We start from the raw sequence: 18579 nt of genomic DNA on the forward strand, positions 1-18579 counted from the left end.
CTATAATCGAGTTAATAGCTTGATGAATCCCTGCCGACTGGCGGACATAGGAGGCTCACAAACGTATGAGCATGCGTAAACGCCCGATCCCCGGCCTCGATCAACCTTGTTCGGTCATCGTCCTGGGCGGCGTTCATCTCGGGACCCGATTGGACGAGAGTGATTCCATGCGGCTCCTGGATCTTTATGCGGACGCGGGAGGCAACATGGTCGATACGGCCGAAGTATACGGCAACTGGGTTCCGGGCAAGACGAACGCGAGCGAGATCGTAATCGGCAAATGGATGAAGTCGCGCGGCAACCGGGATCGCATGATCGTGACGACGAAGGGCGGGCATCCGGACCTGGGATCGATGAATGTCTCCAGGCTTCATTCGGCCGACATCAGAGCCGACGCCGAAGGCAGTCTGCGCCGGCTGCAGGCGGACGTGATCGACCTGTACTGGCTGCACCGGGACGACCGGACCATCCCTGTCTCCGAGCTGCTCGGTTCGCTCGCCAGGCTCGTCGAAGACGGCATGATACGCAGCTTCGGCTGTTCCAACTGGGAGGCGGACCGGATCGCCGAGGCGAATCGCTTGGCGGCGAAGCAAGGCCTTCCGCTATTCGCCGCCAATCAGGCATGGTGGAGTCTTGCAACTCTGGATCCGGCGCACATCGGGGACCCGACCGTCGTCGTATTGGACGAGTCGATGTACCGTCTTCATGCGGGGACCGGCCTTCCGCTTTTCGCCTATTCTTCGCAAGCCAAAGGATTATTTGCAAAGATGGAAGCCGCAGCAGCGGCAGGTACGGTTTTCGAGGCGCCTCCATTGTACGATCTTCCAGCGAATGTGAGCCGATTCGAGCAAGCGCGTCGCATCGCCGCTGAACGAGGCGCGACGATCTCGCAGATCGCGCTCTCTTATATCGTCTCGCGTCCGTTTCCCGCCTTTGCCGTCGTAGGCGCGTCCCATGCGTCTCAGCTGGCGGACAGTCTGGGCGCAGGCGCCTTGATCCTCGGCGACGAAGAGCTCGATCTGCTCGATAACGGACAGTTCGCCGAATAGAAATAGCCTCGTCCCTTCAGGAAGGGCGAGGCTTTTCATTTTCTCGGACGCGGTCGCCTTATCGCGGCAATTATTCGCCACAGATCGGCTGGCCCAAGAAAGATTAACGCTTCAGCATGAGCGCGACGACCTTTGCGCTTTCCGCGCGAGTCGCCATGCCATGCGGATCGAACTTGCCTTGCATTTTGCCGTTGACTAGACCAAGCGCCTGTGCCGCCTGCACGGCCGGCAGTGCCCATGCATCGATCGCGTCCGCGTCGGCGAACCCCGCCGCTCCGGCAGAAGAGGCTGTTTTCCCGGCGTGAAGCTCGTAAGCCTTAACGATCATCGCAGCCATCTCTTGCCGGGTGATGGGAGCGTTCGGCGCAAACCGGTCCCCGCCGCGTCCTTTAGCAATACCCGCTTCGTTCGCCGCCGTTACTTCTCCGGCGTACCAATCGTTCGCATCCACATCCTTGAACGGCGACGTTCCCGCCGCCTTCAAACCGAGCGAGCGAACGAGCAGCGCGGCGAATTCGGCACGCGTCACTTCCCGTTCCGGAGCGAATAATGCGTCTACGCCCCCTTCTACGACGTGCTTTGCCGCTAAAGATTTAATGGCGCCATAAGCCCAATGGTTCGGGGCCACGTCTTCGAACGACCTGTCGTATTCCAATACCGCATACGCGCTGAAGTGGCTTACTTGCGCTTCCAGCGCGCCTCCCGCGAGCGTCCCGCCGACGTATTCGAGCTCCCCGTCGTCCGCGATGTAGTACATGCCGAGTAAATCCGGATTGGCAGCCTCGCCGACGTTCAACCGAAGCTTAATCGGCGTGTCGAACTGCCGCAGCGGGTTCGACTTGCCGTTTTTGTCCACAAGTGCCAGTTCGAAATCGAACGTTTGGCCGGCAGCAGTCAATCCCGCACCGCTTTTGCGCTTCGCCTCATGAAGCAAGGCCGCGGATTGCTCCGGCGAGAGCGCCGACACGCTGAGCGCGATCTGCGCGCCTTCGAGGTTGCCGCCTGCGAGCGTCTTCAGCTTCGCAAGTACTACGCCCGGAATTTCGACGGCAACGTCTTTGTACGCCACGAGGAGCGCGTTCTTCCCGTCAATCGCCGCCGCGTTCGCCGGAAGCAGTACTTGTTTCTCGCCGTTCTCGATCGAGACGGCGATCTTGCCTTCCGCATTCGCTTGCGGGTTCGTTACGATTTTTCGGTCCGGCTGCTGCGCCGGATAAGGCGGCGTCTGACCCGAGTCCGGGTTGCCCGACGTATCGGCGTTCGGCAGGTCGCCTGTCCGGACCAGTTCCCATTCGTCGAAGTCGCCGCCCGCTTCAAAAGCATCTTTCACAACGACCCCGATCTCCGCCGTGCCGCTTTGCACCTCGATGTCGGGAATCACGTTCAAGTTCCACGCGCTCCAGCCCGAGGCCGTCAAGTCCGTCTGCTTGCGTGTTCCGTCCGCAGCGGCGTACATGTAGATTTCACCGATCGGATCGGCGTTGGCGCCGATGCGTGAATGCATCGACAACCGGTATTTGCCGTTCGGCAGGTTCGATACGGTCTGCTTGACCGTTACCGACGCTTGATCCCAGAAATGAATCGCGTACGTTCCCGCGCTCGCCGCCTCGGGGCTTCGATTGCCGTTCTGCAGCGCCCACGCGCTCATGTCGGCGCTTTCGACGCTCGGGTTAACGACATAGTTTTTCGGGCCGACCGTTATGACCGCCTTAACCGTTGCCCCGCCTTGCAGCGAACCGACCGCTTCGTACGTTCCTGCTTTATTGTAATCGTAAGTATTCGGCGTCCAAGCGGTTACCGGGACGGTGCGGTATGCATCGTCCGCCATCAATGCCCTCGCCGTCGCCGGGAGCGGAACATTCGTGCCTTCGCTGGTCGCGATCGTCACGTCCGGTACTTCCACGATCGCCGGTTGACGGTAGGATTCGTCGGAAGCCCGCACGAGATTGAATACCCGAATGGACGGAAGCGCTTCGCCGAAGTAATTGAACATGCCTTGATTGGCCCAGCCGCTGCCGCCGTCTTCGGCGATCTCCTGGCTGCTGTAAGACGACGCGTATTTCGTCGCCCAGCCGGTGTCGGCGCCCGGCAGCCAAGCCGGCTCCCAGTAGAAGATGCCGAGCCCTTTGCCGTTCGGCACTTCGGCGACGGCGGCGATGACGTCGCGAACGGCCGACGCTTGCCCCGTTACGCTGGCGATATAGCCCCCCGCTTCTGCCAGCTCCGCGTTGAATACTTGGCCGGGCGGGCCGTTGTTCACCGCGTCTTCGGCCGTGAACCCGTACGATGTCTCCGCGATGACGACGTCTTTATCGAACGTCGCGGACAGCGTGTTCATGACCTCTTTGATGTTGTCGAACGTCCCATGCCAATACGGATAGAACGACAGCCCGATCACGTCGTAATCCAGATCGGCGTAGTTACCGTAGAAGCTCGTCAGCGCCTCGGCGCCGTTGTTCGGATTCGCGCGGTGGATCATGATTTTGATGCGCGTGCCGTTCTTCGCCGTTTCGACGGCGCGCACCGCGGCGATGCCCCGCTCGATATACGTTTTCGCACCGGCCGGCGTCCGGCCGAGCGGCCACAGCATGCCGTTGTTGATTTCATTGCCGATCTGCACCATATCCGGATAGGCGCCATTGTCCGCGAGCGCGTTCACCATGTCGTAGGTATAGTCGTATACGGCTTGCTTCAGTGCCGCTTCGTCGAGACCGACCCACGCCTTCGGCATGGTCTGCGTTCCGGGATCCGCCCAGAAGTCGCTGTAGTGGAAGTCGACCAGCACCTTCAGACCGGCTGCCTTCGCCTGCTTCGCCATCTCGATGACGCTTGCCTTATCCGCGTTGCCCCCGCCGTACCCGTTGCCCTGCGGGTCCTTCGGGTCGTTCCATAGACGAAGGCGGATCCAGTTGACGCCGTTTTCTTTCAGGATCTGCATCAGCGGCTTCTCGGCGCCGTTCAGATCGTAATATTTTCGACCGGACTTTTGCATTTCCAGCACCGTGGAAATGTCGACGCCCATGATGAAATCCTTCCGCTTCCCGTTCTGAAGCTCCGGCACGGGCTTCGCATAGACCGGCGCGCCGGCTAGCTGCTGCATCGTTCCGGACACGAAGATGTCCGTCTTGCCCATCAACTGGCGGCCGTCCTCCGTGTCGAGCGTGACGTGGATCGTCGTCTGACCGTTCCCGGCAGCAGTGACGAGACCGTTCGCATCCACCGTCGCGACCGCCGGATTGTCGCTGGCATACGTCACGTTCGCAACCGTGCCTTGCGGCAGCTCGAAGGCAATCTGCTGCGTCTTCGCCGGGCGCAGGTTCGCGCTCGCCGGCTTCGTCTTCAACTTCCCGACGTTCGTCGATGGCTCGAACGTCACGTCGGCGAAGTGGCCCCAGTTCGACGCGGCCGACTTGACGGCAAACCCGATCGTCGCGATCCCGTCGTCGCCGACCTCGACGCCGTCCATGGTCAGCGTCCGGAATGTCGGCACCGACGCCCCGTTTTGCCATCCGCTGCCGTCGTACGCGATCGGCGTCGAGAACGTCTGGCCCCCCGCGTTCGCATACATCGTCGAGCCCGTATCCGGCGCCGTTTCGCCGTAGACCTTCGCAGTCATCGTATAGATGCCCGGCTGCAGTCCGGCTACGCGATGTTCCAGACCGAAATCGATCGCGCCATCGTCCCAATAATTCAAGCTGTAAGCCGTATCGGACAAGCTGTCCGGTTGGGCGCCGGAGAGCGTCCACGTCGCAGGGTCTCCGTTCACGGTCAGACGAGCCGACGGCACCGTCCGCGTGAAAGTGACCTCGTCGAGATAACCGTAATGCTCGCCCGTCGACTTCACGGTAAAGCCCAGCGTGGCGACGCCGTCATTCCCGACGACAACGTCTCCGAGCGTTAACGTGCTCGGGCTCCCCCAAGCACTGCCCGCATACGTGATCGGCGTCGTTTTGGTCTGGCCGCCGCTCGTCGCGAACATGACCGAACCGGCAGCCGGTTCGCCTTTGTCCCCGTATGTCTTCGCCGTCATCAAGTACGTTCCCGGCGCGAGCCCCGTCATTTCATGCGTAATCGTGAAGTCGATGGGCTTGTTGTCCCAATAGTCGAGCCCGCCGGATGAACTGCCGTCTCCAAGCGTCGTCGGCCAAGTGCCGTTCATCGTCCATGCCGCCGTCTCGCCGTTGACGGTCAAGTTGTTCGTCGCGAGCGGTTCGTTCGTTGCGGCAGCCGACCGGCCCGAGGCGATTGTGACGTTGCATAACGCCAAAGCCGCCGCGAGCATGATCGCGAGCGGCCTACTCCAACTTCGCTTCATGTACGCTCTCCTGTCGTTCATGCATACCCTCCTCTTCGTCGTAAGCGCTACCAACATTGGAAACTCTTTCACAAACCGATTATAGTTCGTTATGGCAGATCGACACATTCAGGCAAGCAACTAAAACTAATACAAAATCAACGATGATTGAAAGGGATCGCCGATCAAACCCGAACAACAAAAAAAGCGACATAAAGTCGCTTCAATCCGAATAATCAGGCACATTCGTTCTTGTTCTGCGGCGAGAGTCAGTTATCGCTGATCCTCGATGTTCGATGTTAACGCGTCCCGCCAAGCAGCGCCTCGATTTCTTCCAGCGTACCGAGCGAATGAATCGCGCCTTTGCGTGTGGTCGCCAAGGCTCCTCCAGCGTTAGCGAAGGCGACGGCGCTGCGCAGCTCCTCTTCGCTCCAGTCCGCCGGCTTGGTCTCGCTGCCGAGCACGCGGTGCAGGAACGCGCCCATGAAGGCATCGCCCGCCCCTGTCGTATCGACGGGAACGACGCGGCTGGCTGCCACTTCGCCGGCGTAGCGCGCCGTCCGATAATACGTTCCTGCTGCTCCTCGCGTCACCAACAGAACGTCCAGCCCGTAGCGCAGGACAAGCGCTTCGGCTCCGGCAGCGAGATCCGGCGTGCCTGCGTCAGGCTGGCCCCCCGTCAGCAGCGCCAGCTCCTCGTCCGACACCTTAACGATGTGAGCCTGTTCAAGCCCGCTCTTCATCCAGACAAGCCCCAGTTCATCGGTCTCCCACAGAGACGGACGCCAGTTCGGATCGTAGGAGATGATCGCCCCTGCTTGCCGCGCCGCCTCGACTGCATGAAGCGTCGCTTGGCGCGAAGGCTCCGAAGTTAGCGAGATGGAGCCGAAGTGGAACAGGCGCGTTCCGCGCGTAAGCTCCGGCCGTACTTCGGCCTCCGTTAGCAGTGCGTCCGCTCCCGGCTGACGGGCGAAGTGGAAAGAACGCTCTCCCCGCTCGTCCAAATGGACGAATGCCATCGTCGTATGCGCATCCCGGCTTGACACAAGCCCCTCATCTGCGATCCCTTGCCGGATGAGCACATCCCGCAAATACTCGCCGAACGGATCCTGCCCGACCTTGCCGATAAAGGCCGTCTTGTTGCCCAATTTCGCGAGCGCCGCCAGCACATTGACCGGTGCGCCGCCGGGATTGCGTTCCAATAGGGGCTCCCCGGATGCCGACAAGCCGTCCGGCACGAAATCGATCAAATACTCGCCGAGCGCCACCGCATCGTAAATTTTGCGCCCCATTACCCTTTGACCCCCGACATCGTGATTCCTTGAATGTAGTAGCGCTGCAGGAACAAGAACAGAATCAGGATCGGAGCCGTCGCTATCGTACTGGCGGCCAAAATTTTGGACCAATCGGTACCCGCTATCGAAGAGAACGACGCAATCGCGACTTGGAGCATCTGCTTCTTGTCGTCGTTGATGACGATAAGCGGCCAGAGATACGAGTCCCAGTTGCCGAGAAACGTCATCAGGCCGAGCGTGATCAGCGCCGGAACGGCCGCCGGAACGACGATACGCAAGAACGCGCGCAGAACCGAAGCGCCGTCAATCTTTGCCGCCTCCATAATCTCATTCGGAATGTCCGCGAAAAACTGCCGCAGCAGGAAGATGCCGAATACCGACAGCGCGGAAGGCACGATGAGACTTGCGTACGAGTTGACCCACCCGAAATTGTTCATCAGCAAGTAGTTTGGCACGAGCGTTACTTCACCCGGAATAATCATCGCCGACATGAACAAGGCGAAGACGATCGACTTGCCGCGGAATCGCAGCTTCGCGAAAGCGAAGGCGGCCAAGGCGCTTACGACAAGCACGATGCCGGTTACGGACCCGGCAACGATCACGGTGTTCCAAATGTAGCGCAGGAAAGGATTCGTATCGTTGAAAATAACCTTTTTGTAGTTTATCCAGGTGAACTCGACGGGCACGAACAAATGCCAATTCAAGCTCGATGAATATTGGAACAGTTCCTCATAGGGACGCAGAGATCCGGCGACCATCCATACGATCGGAATGATGCAGACGATGGCGATGAGCGTCATCAGGATGTATTTAAGCGCAAGCCCCATTTGCCGCATGATGATCCCCCTAGTAGTCAGCTTTCTTGTTAAAATAGGTCATTTGCGCAAGCGAGATGATCAGCACGATCGCGAACAGTATAAAAGCCGCCGCGGTGCCGTAGCCCATTTGCATTTGCTGGAATGCCATTTTCCAGATGTAATACACGACGGTCTGGGTGGAGCCGTTGGGCCCGCCGTTCGTGAGGACGAAGACGAGACCGGCCAGCTTGATGGCATCGATCGTCGTCATGATGACGACGAAAGCCATCGTCCGGTTCAGCATCGGCAGCGTAATGCGGAAGAACTGCTGCGCACGGCTTGCTCCGTCAACCCGAGCCGCTTCATATAAGTCTTGGGAGATGTTATTCAGTCCCGCGAGAAAAATAATCATGAAAAACCCGGCTGCTTTCCAGATACCGAGAATGATGATGCCGTACATCGCGGTATCCGGGTTGGATAAAAAGTTCGTGATCGGCAGTCCCATCGTCTTGAGCACCTGATTCAGGATGCCGAAGTCCTTGTTGTAGATGAGCTTGAACACCGTGGCTGCGACCGAAGTCGAGATCACGACGGGGATAAAATAAGCCGTGCGAAACAGGCCCGTAAAACGCCTGGCTCGTTGAATCAGCATCGCGAGGCCAAGGGAGATCGCCGTCTGTACCGGGATGACAATGACCGCGAAGAACAGCGAGTGCCGAAGGCTTGCCAGAAATTCAGCGTCATTTATCAGCGTCCGGTAATTATCGATGCCGTTAAAAGACCGGGTTCCGCCTACCATGTTGTAGTTCTGGAAGCTGATGAGGAATGCTTTGACCATCGGGTAGAAGACAAAGAGCAGAAGCGCTGCCAACGCAGGCAAGATGAACAGCCAGGCCGTTCTCTCTTCCTGGCGCAGTGCCCGGCCGAAGGAATTTCCCTTGCGGCGCTTGGATATCGATGTAGCCAGCTCGGTGTGCGCCATGGTTTCCCTTCCTTTCAGTTTGGTGGATGGGGTGAATAAACTTGGTTGAGAGAGCGAGCGCCCCTTACGGCTCGTAGACGAACACGCTCATCGTCGCCGTCACTTGGCCGTCAGGCGTCTTCGCGATTAAGTCCGCTTGCCCTGCGCCGATTCCGGAGATGTCAACGCCGCTGCCGTCCGCTGCACGCGTCGCTTTAGCGACCGACTCGTCGCTGGACGTCCAATCGATCTGCTGGGGGGCGGCCAGCGGCAGCACGGACGACTTCACGGTTGCATGCGCGCCAACCGCCACGTCTACGCTATCCTTGCCGATGAGGATGCGGCTCGGTACGCCGGAATCCGGATTCTCGTCGCGCCACGCCGAGCGCATCGGGTAGAATGAGGCTTCATCGAGCTTGACGCTGCCCCGCTCAAGTTCTAGCGACAAGCCATTGCTTGTCGGCTCGGGGAACACGATGGCAGATAGCACCTTCGCGCCGTCTTCGGCGAACACTTCGAGCGTGTCTTCGTCTACATAGATCCGAAGAGGCAACCTTCCGTCTGCAGACGGCTTCACCGGAGCCGCAAAGCTCTCCGCGAAATCTCGCTCGAACGAAACATCGCCGGATTTCGAACGGTCGACCGTAAGTGTTCCTGCTGAGGCATCGTAGCGGATGCTGGTCTCCTCCGCCCCCGTGCCATCTGTCCTTACCTTGAGCGCAAAGGCAGCATCTGCCGAAACGGTGAAGGTCGTATCCAGCTCATAAGCGGTTCCGCGCCACTTCCCGAACGCGTTCGAGTTGGCCGCGAGCTGCTGCGCTTCGAGCTTAAGAGCGGTGCCGCGCAGCGAAGCGAGTTCTTTGACTGGTTGTTGAATGAGGCGGATTCCTTCACCGGGAATATCGCGAAGCATAAGCTCGCGGGGAACGGACATGTTGCCTTTCCAAGGATCGGTCGGCATCGTGAACGGGTAGCGCCAGTTGGACATCCAGCCGAGCCAAATGCGCCGTCCGTCCTTCTCCGGGATGTCCGAATACGAGACTGCCGCATAGAAGTCCTTACCGAAATCCGTCCACAACACCGTATCGGCGGGATTATCATTATGGAAGGTTTTGCCGTCGAACTCGCCGACGAAATATTGCGCTGTCGAGCCTTTGGTCGCCTCGTTGCTGCCGACGCTCAGCGTCAACACCCACTTGCGCTTACCGCTGCCATCTACCGGAAGCTCGAAAAGATCCGGACATTCCCAAACGGCGGCATGCGAACCTTGATCGATGCCGAATTCGCCTGTCTCGGTCCATGTTCGGAGATCGGGCGAAGCGTAGAATCTCACATGATCGTCGACGGATACGACCATGACCCAACGCTTGCTCGCCTCGTGCCAGATCACCTTCGGATCGCGAAAATCCTTGAGCCCGGGATTCGGAATAACCGGATTCCCCTCATACTTGGTCCAGGTACGCCCGCGGTCGCTGCTATAGGCGATGCTCTGCGACTGCACGCCTCCCTGGAAATGCGTAAAGATGGCAACCAGCCCGGATTTCCCATGGAAAAAACCGCTCGTATCGTTCCAGTCCACGACCGCGCTGCCCGACCATATTTCGCCGAGCTCATCGCGCATCAAGGCGACCGGAAGATGCTCCCAATGCACGAGATCCTGACTGACCGCATGTCCCCACTGGCCGCTGTTCTGGTAAAATTGGTGGTACTCGCCCTCGTAATACACCATGCCGTTCGGATCGCTCATGTTGCCGGACTCGACGCTTAAGTGGTACTGCGGGCGATGGCGTTCCGTGTAGTAATTCTCGGTCGGATTGAATTGGAACGGGGCGGGCGGCGCGTATGCGTCCTTCCCCTTGTTGGCTTTGCCAGACATCCAGATCGCTCCTCCGATCGCGAGCGCAACCGCCGCGCCGATAACGATCACGGCAAAGGCCGGCTTGGACTTTCGCGGAATCCCGCTCATTCCTTAGCCTCCAGCCCATCCATATGCCAAAGCCGCATGGCTTTGAATACAAGGGTTCCCCCCAACGCCTGAAGCGCCAGTCTGCGGCCTGAAGCCAGCGGATAAATGCGGCTGGTCAACACCCGGTCGCCATCGTTGACAAACAACTCTACCGACGAATGATCCGAGAACAGACGGAGGCTCAGGCGAGCGGCGGCAGAAGCCGGAAGGTCGGATACGTACACGCCGGGGTCGCCGATTCCCGCCTCGTCGCGATTCAATTCGATGCGGCGCTGCGCAGCCAGCCAGCGAATCTTCGTGCGCTCTTCGGTGACGGACCGCGAATTTTTTACGGACTTAGCGTCGGATAATTCCTCGGACGCTCCGGCAATAACGATCCGCAGCTCCTGCGCCTCTGTCGCGGACAGATCAATATCGGCTTGCCATTCAAAGGCCGGCGGCAGCAACCAGGTCCGTTCTTCGCCTGGCTGCAGACGAAGTCCGTTGTCTAATTTTGCGATTTCTTGTCCTCGAAGAGTGACTAGCTCCTCTACCGGTCTCGAGGCCAGACGCCCATCCTCGGTCAGCTGAAGCTCACGGGCAAGCGTCATAGCTCCATACCAGGCGCGTCCTGTCTTGATGAGCCGCGATCCCCACATGTCCATCCAGGCGATTAGAATGCGGCGGCCGCTGCTGTCCCGCATCGTCTGCGCGGCATAGAAGTCCGGTCCGTTATCGATGATGCCGCTGCTCTCGGGGGTAAAACGCCCCGTCGCAAAGTCCATCTCGCCGATCATGTAGAGATTTTTGACGCCGTCCATGTTCATCGGGGAAACGATCAGGACATACTTGCCGCCTAGCGGGAACAAATCCGGGCATTCCCACATATCGCCCTGCGTGCCGTCGCTCTCCGCCGCGACGCCGCGGTACGACCAATCCACAAGGTTGGCCGACTCATAGAGGAGAGCGCGGCCGCGGCCGTTTTTACCCGAGCCGACGACCATATACCAGCGCCCTTCATGCTCCCATACCTTCGGGTCGCGGAAGCCGAAGCATTCACCGTCGGGACTGCCTTGAATGACCGGCGCCGGATGCTTAACGAAACGGATTCCGTCCTCGCTCGTCGCCATCGCCTGCACTTCCTCCGGGGTACGCCCGTCGACGTGCGCGGTATAGAAAAGCACCATTTGCCCCTCGTGCTCCACCGCGCTGCCCGACCAGCAGCCGCAGCCGCCTTCGGGCGAACCGAACTCGTAAGGCTCCGTAGGCGCAAGGGCAACCGGGCGATGCTCCCACCGCACCAAGTCCCGGCTGACCGCATGCCCCCAGTACATCGGGCCTTGATAATCGCCAAACGGGAAATGTTGGTAGAACGCATGATACTCGCCTTTATAATGAATCAGGCCGTTCGGATCGTTCATCCAGCCCGACGGCGCCATCAGGTGATAGCGCAGGCGGAACGGGTCCTGCGCCGCCCGCGCGGCTCCGGCCTGAACCGCCTCCTCCGCTCGCTTAAGCGCCTCTTCATGCTCGAATTGGCGGCTGTTTTGCCTCGTGTTCGTGCTCTTCATGTTGAATTCTTCCTTCCCGCGGCTTCCATGGTTGTTTCGATTGCCTCCATTGTAAGGCTGCGGGAAGGGCCAAGGCTTTCACTATGCTCGGGGAGCGACTTCTAAAATGCTGGGTGGAGGGAGGAAGCAGCGGATCGTTAGCTTTCATTCGTTTTCTGCTGCTTCTCCCGGTATTCCTTCGGGCTGCAGCCGTAATTCTTTTTAAAAGAGGTGCTGAAATAGCTGGAGCTGGAGTAGCCGACCAGCATCGCGATATCCGTCAGCTTCAGATCGGTCCCGCTCAGCAGCTCGGCGGCGCGCGTCATCCGGAGCCGCGTCAAATAGTCGCTGAACGTAAAGCCCGCGTTCTGCTTGAACAAGCCTGACAGGTAAGTCTCGTTCATGTGAAACATACTGGCCAACTGGGACAGCGTCAACTCGTAAGGATAATTCTCGTCCACATACTTGCGGACCGCCTCCGCCTGCAGCTGGCCGCTGGACGTCCGGCTGCTTCGCACCGCACCCATGACCAGATCGGCAAGCCGTTCAATTTGCGCAAGTACCTCTCCCCGACTCCGATAGGTCGCGATCGAAGCTTGGCAATTCCATAGCACCTGTTGAAGCGAGGTGTCGCCCAGTTCGAACTTTTTCGCAAGCGACCCGAAGGTTAGGATGACCCGCAGCGCTAGAAAGGTGAAGGCGAACATCGGCATGTCCCGATTCGGCGGGAACAGCTCAAGCAGTTGAGCGGAAAAAGCTTGTCGATCCAATGTCTCGATCGCCTGAATCAGCCTACGCTCCGTCTCGGCCGTGAATGACTGCGCCCAATCAAGTGCTTCCCTCTGGGTCGAAGCGGCGGCCGATCCGTCGACCGTTCCGCGGCTCCAGGCCAGCATGCAGCTGGCATAGCCGTTCTTCGCTTCGCGCCACCCGCGCACGGGCTCGCCGATGCCGCCGACGCTTTCAAGCCGCAGGTACGTCGCCGCATTGCGCCTCAGCTCGCGAACGAACTGCTCCGCGACTTCGTCCCCGGACGCCTTGCTTCCCGTCTCCGCCAGCAGGAAAAACATCATCGACGGGTGCCCCACGTCATAGAACGGGTACACGTTCTCCCGCTTGTCGGCCGTCTCCCGGCAGAGCATGCGGAATGCCAGCTGCAGCAGATCGCGGCGTCCCTCCCAGCTTCGCAGCCGTCCCGGCGGCAAGCGCATCTCCAGTGCCGCGAAGCGTAGGCTTAGCGCTTCGCCGTCCAGCTTGGCGAGCTGCAACTGGTGCAGTCGATCCCGCACCGCAGACTCGCTGATGCCTTCCTCCTTCACCAATTGAAGGAGGAAATGCTCCTGCATGAGCCGCAGCTGCTGGTTAAGCTGAACCTTCTCCCGCTGGCGCTCGCCTTCCAGCAGTCGTTCCTCCTTCAACTCGCCCGCCAGCTTCCCGAGCAGCGAAGAGAGTTCCGCCCGCACGACAGGCTTCAGCAGGTAATCCTTGACGCCGAGCTGGATGGCCGACTTCATATAATCGAAGTCCGAATAGCCGGACAAGACGATGACGCGCAGGTCCGGATAGGCCTCCTTGCAAGCTCGGATAAAGGCGATCCCGTCCATTTTCGGCATCCGAATGTCCGAGATGACGATATCCGGACGTACCTCCGCCTCGGCAAGCATATGGAGCGCTTCCTCTCCGCCGGACGCTTCGTAAGCGATAACGAATCCGGCACCCTCCCAATCGATCTTCGCCCGGATGCTATTGCGAACGCCGGCTTCATCGTCTACGAGCATGACACGGTACATGATGATCAACTCCTGCTTGCGGGCAACCGCATCGTTATCGTCGTGCCGGAATCCGGAGATGAAGCAATGCGGACTTCAAAGGCATCGCCGTATTGCACCCGGCAGCGCGCCAGCACGTTTCGCAGTCCGATGCTGTCCCCCTTCGAGTAGAGGATCGCCGTTGTATCCGCCCCGGACAGCCCTCTCTGCAGATCGGCTGCCAGTTCCCCATTCATGCCGATTCCGTTGTCGGCGATGGTCAAGTACAGCCAGTCGTCGCGGGCCTCGGCCCCCAGTTCAACTAGCGCCTGTTCCCCGTTTTCCAAGCTGTACTTCACCGCATTCTCAACCAACGGCTGCAGAATAAACTTAGGCATCTTAAGTTCGCGGGTCCCCGGCGCCTCTTCGATCCGGACCTGTAGTCGATCGTCGTACCTTAGCTTTAGGATGAACAAATAATCGCGGATATACGCGAGTTCTTCCGATACCCATACCTGATCGGCGCTCAAATCCAGCGAATACCGCATCATCTGCCCTAGCGCTTCGGTTGCATCCATCACGAGGTCATTGCGCTTCATCGCGGCCAAACCGCTAATAATTTCGAGCGTATTGTTGTAAAAATGCGGGTTGATCTGCAGCAGCAACGCTTTGTATTCGGCGTTTTTACGCCTCAGGTTCGTCTCGTATTCCGTTTCGATCAGGTACTTTAGCCGGTTCGTCATCTGTCCGAAGGCGCCGGTCACATAACCGATCTCGCTGTGCCCCCGTTGGGTGTCCGGCATCTGCTTAATCGCTTCGTCGAACTCGCCCCGCTTCACAAGCTTCATGGATCGGGCCATTCGCGTAAGGGGATTCGTGACGCTTTTGGACAGGCCGAATGCCACGACAAGCACGATCACCAGCAGAATACCGCTTACGAGCAGCATCGTCTCCTTAATCCGGTTCAGCTTCGCATACAATTCCCGTTCCGGCACGACGCCCATGATTGTCCAGTTCTGGTCCGGCAGCTTCCGGTAGAAGACTAGATAAGGCTTGCCCTGATTTCGAACGGCGAACACGCCGCTCTCCCCCTCTGGCTTCCTCACCCGAGTGGTTTGCAGGACTTTCGCAAGCTTGCTTTCCCCTTCCTTCAAGATAGCCGCTTCTCCTGTAAGCTGCTGGCCGAGCACGCTCCGCCCATCGGCGTCCAGCAGGAAGACGCGGCCCGTCTCGCCGAAATGAATCCGGTCAATTGGATCCCGCAGCACGCTCGTCGGATAGTTGACCTTAATGATGCCTACGCCGGTCAACGTCTGAAGCTCAACAAGAGGCAGCAGGTAGGCGTTCACGCTCCGGCTCCTCATACTCTCGTCCGGCTGGTCCTCTTCCAGGTGAGACCCCGTCCATTTCACATCCTGCTCCTTGTAATCCACAAACCAAGGCTGCTGTTCATAGGTGCGGTCCTGCCTCCACAGTCCGCCCTTCGCTGCCGTAAAAAGACTGATCGAGATTCCGTTTGAATTATTCACCGCATAGGAGGACAGAAAATTCTGCACCCTGCGCTTCGACAGCAGTTCTTCTCTATCCTGGCTTTCGATATTGCGCAGATCGGCCAGCCAAGTCTGGGTCGTCGAGCTTCCGAGAACCTGGTTGCCGACATCCTCGAGCTGCTTCATCAAGGTCGTTACGTGGGAAGCATACTGCTCGATCGTCTGCGAAGCGGATACTTCAAGGGAAGTCTTAATGAGCTTCGCCGACTCGGAAGTCAGAATATAGACCAACGCAACGAACGGGAAAATAAGCAGGATGGAGAAAGCAACCATAAGCCGGCTTCGAAGCGAGTAGAGCATGTCGTCAGGCCTCCGGTGAATGTAAGATGAAAGCAGTATGAACGCAAAAGCCTGAAAAAGACGTCCGCCTTTCGCGGATCGTCTCTTTCAGGTTATCGATGGTTTCTTACTTCGGCATATCGGCGTAAGCCTTGTCGATTTTCTTGATGGCGTCGGCAATCGCCGTATCGACGTTGCGTTTGCTGATCGTTACGTCTTCAAACATCTTGTTGACCGCATCGGACATCTGCGGGAAGATCGGCGTAATCGGACGCGAGCGGCCGTATTTCTGGTTCTGGATGACAAAGACGTTCTTCGGATATTCGTTCAGCTCCGGGAACTGCTTCGCGACGGAGTAGCGAACCGGAATATCCTTCGTCACGCTGCTGTACAGCTTGGAGCCTTCCGCTCCCGTCACGTAGTTCACGAACTTCCAGGCTGCGTCCGCATTTTTGCTCTTGGAAGAGATGGCGAGGGACCAAGAGCCGTTGGCCACCGCTTGCTTCGTTCCTTTCGGCAGCGGCGCGATGTCCCAATCTTCTCCAAGCTTGAAGTTCGGGAACTTCTCGGCCAAGAAGGACAACGACCAGGAGCCGTCGACCGTCATAGCAAGCTTGCCTGTAGGGAACGGATCCGGCGGGTACTCCAGCGCCGATACTTTATCCTTATTATACAGATCCGCGAAGAACTGCAGCGCCTTCTTCGTCTCCGGCATATCCAGGTAGCCCTTAGAGGTCGTACCGTCCTTGTCCATGATCTCCCCGCCGAACTGCCAGACGATCGGGTACTTGAAGTAAGCGGTCGCTCCCGCGTTCCCAAAGCCTTGGGCCGGATCGATGCCGTAAATGCCCTTTTTCGCGTCGGTCAGCTTCATGGCCGCTTCGCGTACTTGATCCCAGGTCATCGGCTCATCCGGGTTTTTGGACGGCAGCGGAATACCCGCTGCCTCGAACATCTTCTTATTGTAGAAAAGAGCGATGGACGATTCGGTGAGCGGCGCCATGTAGATGTTGTCTTTGTAAGTATAAGCCCCGATCGTACCCGCGGGAATATCGTCGAGATTGCCGTCCGCCTTGAAATAGTCCGTCAAGGATTGCAATGCACCCGATTGCGCGTAGGATGCCATGTTCGGCGCATCGATCGCCATAATATCGGGCGGATTGTTCGCTGCGATCGAGGTCCGCAGCTTCGCGTCGTAGTCCGAATAAGGAATCGGGCTCATCTCGACCTTGATGTCCGGATTGCTCGCATTAAATGCCTTGACCAATTGATCGTAAGCGGAGTTTTCGGCGTCATTGCCGGAGTTGCGCCAGAAGGTCAACTTCACCTGCTCGCCGGATGCGGGCTTGTCGGAAGCCGATGCGGACGACGACGCGGATGCGCTTCCCGAAGCCGTTCCCGACGGGCTGCCTGAGTTCGCGTTGTTGTTGGTTGAGCAGCCTGCAAGGAAAGCGGTGACGAGCAGCGCGCTTGTGCCGATGGCAGCAAGTTTTGTTTTTTTCAAGGATGGTGCCCCTCTCTCGTATGTGGTCGTTTGCAATAACATCGTAGCATTCAAGAGAGCGCTTAATAATTCAATATGCTCGGTTCCTGAGTTGCAAAATATTCAGAAGGTTCAAGAGGCAGGATCGCTTCGGGATCGCGTTCTTGACATCGGCCTACGACAAGAACTAGCTCCCGTAAATTAAAAAAGCCGCATAATAGGCGACTTTAATGGGGACCCTGTTTTGGAGTTTATCTTTAACCAAAGAAAAATCATCCGCTCTGACCCAATTTCCAGCATTGGCGACTGAAAGACACCCACCTGTATGGAACCGTTCGTTACTTGAATGTTTGATATCGTCATCTGTGTCCAGTTACCTATACTGCTATTGATGGCTATGGTCTTCTCGGTTCCGCCAAAGTTTTTAGCATATAGATGAGCCGTTGTTTGGCCTCCGCTGCTCTTCACCCATGCTTTGAGCGTATAGGTTCCATTCGGAACGATGATGTTCTGGTACATGCTAGCATTATAAGCCGATGCAAAATATTGTGTCATTGCCCATCTTCCGGTCTGTCCTCCGGATACGTTCGCGTTCGCTTCAGCGGAGGGAAGATTATCCCAATTCGCCCAGCCTGCTAACGCGGTTTGTGCTACCCTATCGGCTTCAAAGCTTGGATTCAATACGTAGTTATTTCCCGCCCCCACGCTCCAAGTACCGTTTGCCACGTCGATACTCCATTGACTTAACGAGTTAAAGTAAGGCGTGCTCCCGCTAAAAGAAATGGGAATCCACTGGTTGTACCCGATTCCATTTCCCGCAAAATCGCTCCACCGATCGCCGCCGAACACGACAAATGATCCGGAACTACCCGTGACCGTAACTGCTAGTCCGGTTTGCGTTACGTGCGAGAAATCGGAGTTCGTACCTGACATGACGGATTCAGAAGAATAGGGCCCCATGATGTTAGTGGATTTAATAAAGTACGTGTGGGATGCATTCCAACCATGAAGATCCGATGAAAGCATATAGTAATAACCATTATGCTTGAACATAACATTGCCTTCTCGGCCCCCGTTCGTACTCGTATACACCTCAGTGGCCGGCTCAATGTGCAGAGAATCCGACGCCCTGATAGGGGCAACATAGAGATGGGTTCTACCGTTCGAATTGCTGAAAATCAAATAGGCTTGCCCGTTATCGTCAACAAATACGGACTGATCTCCTGTAGTTGCCGTTACTACGTTTGGAATATTGCTCTCTACATGAGAGTAAGTAAAAGGACCGTTAGGAGAAGTGCTCGTTAAAAATCGTAATGGCGTTAAAACTAGTATCCGAGTTTTTAGATGTTGGATTATTCGCGTAGGTGACTGCACCGTTATATTTTACGCCGTACCAATAATAGGTGTTTCCGACCTTTAGAATGCCGCCCCCTTGAGCGTAAATATTATGATTCGAAGTGTCCTTCCAGAAAACGTCGTTCTGAATTAGAGTACTGGCAGCATATGCGGGTTTGGGAGATAGATAAGCGGCCTGAATCGATACCAACAGCATTGCGGATATCATGAGAAATAGCTTAATCTTGCGAAAATTAAACTTTCGAGTCATCACAATCACCCTTTTTTTGTTC

General features: G+C 57.6%; 11 protein-coding genes. 1 reads left to right on the forward strand and 10 read right to left on the reverse strand.

What is annotated here, in order from left to right:
• The first annotated feature begins 65 nt into the window (after positions 1 to 65).
• Entirely contained in the window at positions 66 to 1049 is a 984-nt protein-coding gene (locus BM235_RS13320; protein WP_090113839.1) for an aldo/keto reductase, read from the forward strand.
• 103 nt (positions 1050 to 1152) lie between these two features.
• Here the strand turns inward: BM235_RS13320 and BM235_RS13325 are convergent, their stop codons facing one another.
• From BM235_RS13325 to BM235_RS13370, 10 genes are all read right to left on the reverse strand, one after another.
• Positions 1153 to 5385, reverse strand: a complete 4233-nt coding sequence (locus BM235_RS13325; RefSeq protein ID WP_158543867.1) for a glycosyl hydrolase 53 family protein — start codon at positions 5383 to 5385, stop codon at positions 1153 to 1155.
• A gap of 257 nt (positions 5386 to 5642) precedes the next feature.
• A complete protein-coding gene (locus BM235_RS13330) occupies positions 5643 to 6635 on the reverse strand; it encodes a carbohydrate kinase family protein (RefSeq protein WP_199408943.1) in 993 nt (330 codons plus the stop codon).
• Positions 6635 to 7474 carry a carbohydrate ABC transporter permease gene (locus BM235_RS13335; protein ID WP_090113843.1) on the reverse strand — a complete coding sequence of 280 codons (840 nt, stop codon included), beginning with the start codon at positions 7472 to 7474 and terminating at the stop codon, positions 6635 to 6637. Before BM235_RS13335 ends, BM235_RS13330 begins: the two co-directional genes overlap by 1 nt.
• Before the next feature lie 10 nt (positions 7475 to 7484).
• Positions 7485 to 8417 carry a carbohydrate ABC transporter permease gene (locus BM235_RS13340; protein WP_090113845.1) on the reverse strand — a complete coding sequence of 311 codons (933 nt, stop codon included), beginning with the start codon at positions 8415 to 8417 and terminating at the stop codon, positions 7485 to 7487.
• A 64-nt stretch (positions 8418 to 8481) separates the two neighbouring features.
• Positions 8482 to 10362 (reverse strand): GH32 C-terminal domain-containing protein, encoded by a 1881-nt coding sequence (locus BM235_RS13345; protein WP_090113847.1) that lies wholly within the window; start codon positions 10360 to 10362, stop codon positions 8482 to 8484.
• A complete protein-coding gene (locus BM235_RS13350) occupies positions 10359 to 11912 on the reverse strand; it encodes a glycoside hydrolase family 32 protein (RefSeq protein ID WP_090113849.1) in 1554 nt (517 codons plus the stop codon). Before BM235_RS13350 ends, BM235_RS13345 begins: the two co-directional genes overlap by 4 nt.
• A gap of 137 nt (positions 11913 to 12049) precedes the next feature.
• The gene (locus BM235_RS13355) at positions 12050 to 13681 is read right to left on the reverse strand and encodes a response regulator transcription factor (RefSeq protein WP_090113851.1); all 1632 of its coding nucleotides are present in this window, start codon (positions 13679 to 13681) and stop codon (positions 12050 to 12052) included.
• Positions 13682 to 13686: 5 nt separating this feature from the next.
• A complete protein-coding gene (locus tag BM235_RS13360) occupies positions 13687 to 15489 on the reverse strand; it encodes a sensor histidine kinase (RefSeq protein ID WP_090113852.1) in 1803 nt (600 codons plus the stop codon).
• 106 nt (positions 15490 to 15595) lie between these two features.
• On the reverse strand, positions 15596 to 16972 hold the full coding sequence (locus BM235_RS13365) for an ABC transporter substrate-binding protein (RefSeq protein WP_255374363.1): 1377 nt from the start codon (positions 16970 to 16972) through the stop codon (positions 15596 to 15598).
• 180 nt (positions 16973 to 17152) lie between these two features.
• Entirely contained in the window at positions 17153 to 18325 is a 1173-nt protein-coding gene (locus tag BM235_RS13370) for a family 43 glycosylhydrolase (RefSeq protein ID WP_255374364.1), read from the reverse strand.
• Positions 18326 to 18579: the final 254 nt, after the last annotated feature.

The organism is Cohnella sp. OV330 (assembly GCF_900112065.1).
Classification (GTDB): Bacteria; Bacillota; Bacilli; order Paenibacillales; family Paenibacillaceae; genus Cohnella.

Bases quoted from the DNA above. Each gene is read 5' to 3' on its own strand.
- BM235_RS13360 (WP_090113852.1), bottom strand. From the start codon at position 15,489: ATGCTCTACTCGCTTCGAAGCCGGCTTATGGTTGCTTTCTCCATCCTG.
- BM235_RS13325 (WP_158543867.1), bottom strand. From the start codon at position 5,385: ATGAACGACAGGAGAGCGTACATGAAGCGAAGTTGGAGTAGGCCGCTC.
- BM235_RS13320 (WP_090113839.1), top strand. From the start codon at position 66: ATGAGCATGCGTAAACGCCCGATCCCCGGCCTCGATCAACCTTGTTCG.
- BM235_RS13335 (WP_090113843.1), bottom strand. From the start codon at position 7,474: ATGCGGCAAATGGGGCTTGCGCTTAAATACATCCTGATGACGCTCATC.
- BM235_RS13355 (WP_090113851.1), bottom strand. From the start codon at position 13,681: ATGTACCGTGTCATGCTCGTAGACGATGAAGCCGGCGTTCGCAATAGC.
- BM235_RS13350 (WP_090113849.1), bottom strand. From the start codon at position 11,912: ATGAAGAGCACGAACACGAGGCAAAACAGCCGCCAATTCGAGCATGAA.
- BM235_RS13340 (WP_090113845.1), bottom strand. From the start codon at position 8,417: ATGGCGCACACCGAGCTGGCTACATCGATATCCAAGCGCCGCAAGGGA.
- BM235_RS13330 (WP_199408943.1), bottom strand. From the start codon at position 6,635: ATGGGGCGCAAAATTTACGATGCGGTGGCGCTCGGCGAGTATTTGATC.
- BM235_RS13345 (WP_090113847.1), bottom strand. From the start codon at position 10,362: ATGAGCGGGATTCCGCGAAAGTCCAAGCCGGCCTTTGCCGTGATCGTT.